At 37.9% G+C, this 5235-nt stretch carries 2 protein-coding genes and 2 pseudogenes; all 4 read right to left on the minus strand.

Annotated elements, in window-relative coordinates; translation table 11 throughout:
• Positions 1-73 precede the first annotated feature (73 nt).
• On the minus strand, positions 74-1099 hold the full coding sequence (gene splB / locus LT143_RS20095) for a spore photoproduct lyase (RefSeq protein ID WP_272495881.1): 1026 nt from the start codon (positions 1097-1099) through the stop codon (positions 74-76).
• A 98-nt stretch (positions 1100-1197) separates the two neighbouring features.
• Positions 1198-1809: pseudogene (locus LT143_RS20100) on the minus strand (hypothetical protein); the annotation flags it as partial.
• Positions 1810-1903: 94 nt separating this feature from the next.
• On the minus strand, positions 1904-2713 hold the full coding sequence (locus LT143_RS20105) for an HNH endonuclease (RefSeq protein ID WP_246946189.1): 810 nt from the start codon (positions 2711-2713) through the stop codon (positions 1904-1906).
• Between the two features lie 220 nt (positions 2714-2933).
• Positions 2934-4889: pseudogene (locus LT143_RS20110) on the minus strand (vitamin B12-dependent ribonucleotide reductase); the annotation flags it as partial.
• Positions 4890-5235: the final 346 nt, after the last annotated feature.

Genomic DNA, 5235 nt, shown 5'->3' on the forward strand with positions numbered 1-5235 from the left:
AGTGGAGAACCCACTATATAGTTCGGGTTTTTAATTAACCGGAATACTAATGTCCCAGCCTCTTGGCAGTATTTTATGTAAAATACTGTATTTCTGCAGTTGGGAAAAATTCATGGATATATCGTCTTAATGTTTGTTCAATGTCCTCTGCTTCAGCGGTTTGATATACGTACTTACCAATTCCGTAGCGACCCCATTTATATTTTCGTTTTGTCTCATCCATTTCCAACTTTGTTTTAGGATATCGCTTCTGAATAACGTTTTTTGCTGGTTTAGTGAAGCGATGTTGGATTAGCTCAAAAGTTAGACCATCTAGGTTAATTCCTTGTAGCGAATCGTATAGTCGTTGAAATAGTTCTAAATATCCTTCTCTCCAACCTTCATGCATATAGATTGGCGCGACAATAAAGCCTAGAGGATAATCTGCATTTGCAACTTTGCGAGCTGCTTCAATTCTTTCCTCAAAGGAAGAAGTCCCGGGCTCAAAGTTTTTAATAACATACCTTGAATTAACACTGAAGCGGAATCTTGTTCTCCCATTATGCTTTGCATCTAAAAGATGATCAACATGATGATACTTGGTAACAAATCGCAATTGACCAAAATCCGTTTGCCCCATAAATTCAATTGTTTTCTTCAAAGAATGCGTCAGGTGATCAAGACCTACGATATCAGATGTACAGGCTGCTTCAAATCTTGTCATTTCCGGAGCGCGCTCGTCCATGTACTTTTGAGCTTGATCAAAGATGTCGTCTAGGTTCACATATGTTCTAATATACGGCTTACTACCAAGTGTAGTTTGAAGGTAACAATAGTGACAATGTCCCATACAACCTGTGGCAAGCGGTATAGCATATTCAGCTGAAGGTTTTGACGTATCAAATTTCAATGTCTTTCGGATTCCAACTACAAGTGTAGACTTAGCGTTTCTATATTGTTGTAGTTCATTATCTCCTGGAATTCCTCGAACTTGATTATGGGAAGTTGTTTCTCGTATTTCTAATCCCATTTTTTCAAATTTATCTTTCAACTCTTTTCCAAGAGGATAATCCAGTGCCTTTGGCTCAAAATAAACTAATTGCGGAACAAATGCTTTCATAATTATCACCTCAGATTTCATTACATTGTTCTTAGTATGAACCAAAAGACAAAAAGGGATGGAACCAATTCATGGGTTCCATCCCTTTATCTACTATATTACAAACCGCAACGTAATTGTGCACCACAATCTGTGCAAGTGTTGCAGCCACCAATATCTTCAACTGTTCCTTGTCGACAAACTGGACAAGTGTCCCCTACTTCTGAACCGTAGGTAACCGTTGTGGAACGTAAGTCTTGAATGGTATCAACTAGCACAACAGGCTTCTTTTTTTCCTCTTGTGGGAATAGCTCCTGTTGCTCTTCTTCAAATGTGTTCTCTTCTGCTTTTAGTGTAAGAACTTGTGCATCACGGCTTCCATCAACGTAGACCGTACCACCCTTTGCTCCACCTTTATATAGACGCTCATACACTTTTTCAACTTGCTCTACTGTGTATCCACGAGGGGCATTCACTGTTTTACTGATAGAACTGTCAATCCATCTTTGGATGACACATTGTGTATCAGCATGCGCTTCTGGTGAAAGCTCCATGGCAGAAACGAACCAGCTTGGCAGATTAGTTGGATCGGCTTCAGGGTTGTTGTCTAGATATTCTTGGACGATATCAGCTTTTACTTCAATGAATTTACCTAGACGTCCACTTCGGAAGTAGGAGAATGAGAAGTAAGGCTCTAAACCGGTTGAGACACCTACCATTGTTCCTGTACTCATTTTTGTTACTCTCTAATTTCTAGAGGGTGGGATTATTAGTACCCACTCCATATATCGCTATATGGATCAGACTATATCATCAACCAATGGGTTACTGTTTTCCATGTCTCCTTCTATGACAAGGATATTCACATAAACTAATTAGGTTTGAAAGTTGATTAGCCCTTCTCCAATCTCCATCAAAAGATCTAAAGGGTTTTATATGGTGTACTGACAATTCTTGACCGTAAATCTTTTCAGAGACTCCACAATCTTGGCAGGTATAATTATCTCTCTTCCTTGCCATTCTTCTTTGTGACCTCCAATTTGGTCCATAGTAATCAATGTCTCCCCCCTGCCAGGTGCCACTTTTCTCCCCCGCAAAGGCTTTGGACTTTTCATAGTAATTGCCCATACATTTTTCATTACAAAAGTTCCATTTATGAACAACCGAAGGTTTCTTGGCCAATATATTCCCACAGTTTGTACAAGGAACTTCTATTCTTTTTAAATAATCAACTTTCCCGCGTCTACCATTTGCTTTCCCTAGACACAATCTCGAACAGTACTTAGCTGTTCCTTCTCTTGACTTAATAACCTTAAATTCAACATTACATTCTTGGCAATTCACCTCAACCTTATCCACAAGGTGTTGGTTAATTTGCTTACTATTTTGATTAAGATAATTATTTCTGCAGTTCTTGTTACAATAGTTATTTTTCGAAATAATGGATTGTTTTCGATTAATTTGTTTGTAGCAAAAGCTGCAGTTAATAATTACTCTATTTTGTAAGTGTTGAAAGGCTATCGGGTTTTGAGATTGATACTTTCCTTTACATTGTTTGGAACAATACTTTTTTCGATGAAATTGACTAGGTTTAACCTTAATTAATTTATTACAATTCAAACAGTTTTTTTCCATCTAAATCACCTATAGTTTAATATTATCTTGGTGATTTTCATTGGTTGCTTGGCATGTAGTCGTTGAGGGGGCAGCCACGCCTTCCCTGCGGATTGTCCGCACCTTTTAATTTTTACCTCAGAATATGCTGGCAAAGCATGGGTATAAAAGGATACTCGGAGTTTCCCGCATATAGCCAAGTTTACGCTACATTCTTACGAATATAGGGGGCAACTCGTTTACCCGTAGGAGCAACAGTTAGTAAGTGTGAATTTCTAATACCGTATTTTATAATATCTTCGTTAAGATCTGCAGACATTTTCTTCATAAACCCAGTTTGTGTGAATGCCTCACGAAGACGGTTTGTTTGTTCTTCTGTATCAGCAGTCAGGAATGGGAAACTTCCTTTTTCTTTTGCAAGCTCAACGGAAGCACGGTAGGCTGTTGTCGCAATTTCTTCGAACACTGCATCTACTAGCTTATTTCCTTCTTCTGAACCGTATTCTGTTTCACAGTAGATGAGAAGGTCATGAAGTCCCATAACTCCTAGACCAACACGACGTTCACCTAGAGCTTGTTTTTTATTTTCTTCTAAGAAGTAAGGTGTGGCGTCAATAACGTTGTCCTGCATGCGAACGCCTACTTCAACAGTTTGTCTTAGCTTTTCAAAGTTTACTGTTTTTGTAACCTTATCTGCCATTTCCGCTAAGTTTACTGCAGCAAGGTTACAGACTGAAAATGGTGCGAGAGGTTGTTCCCCACAAGGGTTTGTTGCTACTACCTTCTGACCATAACTTTGAGCATTTGTCATATCGTTCGCATTGTCGATAAAGAAAATTCCAGGCTCTGCTGAGTACGTTGCGCATATATTAATTAGGTTCCACAGCTCTTTCGCTTTAATTTTACGATAGACACGGACCTTATGACCAAGCTTCTCCCACTCTCTTACATCGCCCACTTCATGCCATGTTTCGTTATATGCTTTCATTTCATTAGCATCATAACTTTCTACATCTGGGAAACGTAGTTCATAGTCCACATCATTTTCGACCGCATTCATAAAGTCATTTGTTAAACAAATGGAGATGTTGGCACCTGTTAAAAACTCAGAATTATGAACAGAATACGTACCACCTGTACGAAGCTTTTCTTCCGCATCTTTAATTATCTTTTCACTGAACCCACCATACCCTGGAATATGCTTAAAGTTTATAATTCCTTGATACATGACTCGCTCTTGCTCTGTAAGTGGTGTGAACTTTAACTTATCTTGTGCCGATTTTTTGATTTGTTCATCATTTATATTTTCAATCAAGAAACGTAAAATTCTAGGATTTTGCATTTTTGAGATAATGAAATCAATAATGTCTGGATGCCAATCCGCTAACATGATCATTTGGGCACCACGTCTCGATCCACCTTGCTCAACCAAATGAGTCAGTTTCGCAATATCATCTAGCCAAGATACTGAACCAGATGATTTACCATTTACTCCTCTTGCTAGAGTGTTTCGAGGTCTTAATGTTGATCCGTTTGTACCAACACCGCCACCACGACTCATAATTTCCATTACCTGCTTACGGTGTTCGGAAATTCCTTCGCGCGAGTCTTTTACAAATGGCATTACGTAGCAGTTGAAATATGTTACATCCGTATCCGCACCAGCTCCATAGAGGACACGCCCAGCTGGAACAAAATTCATTGAAACTAATTCATGGTAGAACTTTTCAAACCATTCTTTTCTCTTCTCTTCTGTTTTCTCAACTGAAGCTAGACCTGTTGCATTACGTTTTGCAATCTGCTCGTAGAAGACCTCAAGTGGCTTTTCAATTACGTCTAAGGAACGATTTACAATACCTGTTTCAATCTCCTCGGGCTTGTCCAACACACCTCGGTAATCTTCTTCGACAAGTACCTTTGCCATCTTTGTCTCCCAGTCAATACTTACAATATATCCTAAACCTCTAGCTGGAAATTTAGGATCTTCTTTAATTGTTAGGACAACAAAGTCCCCTTCGGTTAACGTAATTTTTTCCGTATCCTTGAACGTATATCGATCCAACATGACTAAACGTGATACACCCTTATGTGTAATCTTCATATCATCTGTTATTGGATGTACTTGTGGAAATACGCGAATATCTTCATTCAGTCTTTCTACATTCATTTTCATCGTCTTTTCAAGTGCAACAGTCAACTCTCACAACTCCCTTATCGATAAAACTACTCGAGCCTCTCTAAAAACTGACATAGGCTCGTTTTTTTGATATAGCTACCTTACCATATCTATAAAACAAATATCAATATATAGTATACATATTATTTTCGACAACACTATATATTGTGATTGATGCAAAATTAAAATATTTTGTCAAACCTAAAAAAAAAGAAATATAAGAGGAACAATGAGAAAAATAATAGATTTTGTTAGATATTGACGAATTTCAACCTTTTTTAACCCTTGCTTTCTATTTTTGATTTTTATCCAAAATATTCTAGTAAAGAAAAAAAAGAGTAAGCACTTTTATAAAATGGTACCTATT

The organism is Bacillus pinisoli (genome assembly GCF_023036475.1).
GTDB lineage: Bacteria > Bacillota > Bacilli > Bacillales > SA4 > Bacillus_BS > Bacillus_BS pinisoli.

Bases quoted from the DNA above. Each gene is read 5' to 3' on its own strand.
- LT143_RS20105 (WP_246946189.1), bottom strand. From the start codon at position 2,713: ATGGAAAAAAACTGTTTGAATTGTAATAAATTAATTAAGGTTAAACCT.
- splB (WP_272495881.1), bottom strand. From the start codon at position 1,099: ATGAAAGCATTTGTTCCGCAATTAGTTTATTTTGAGCCAAAGGCACTG.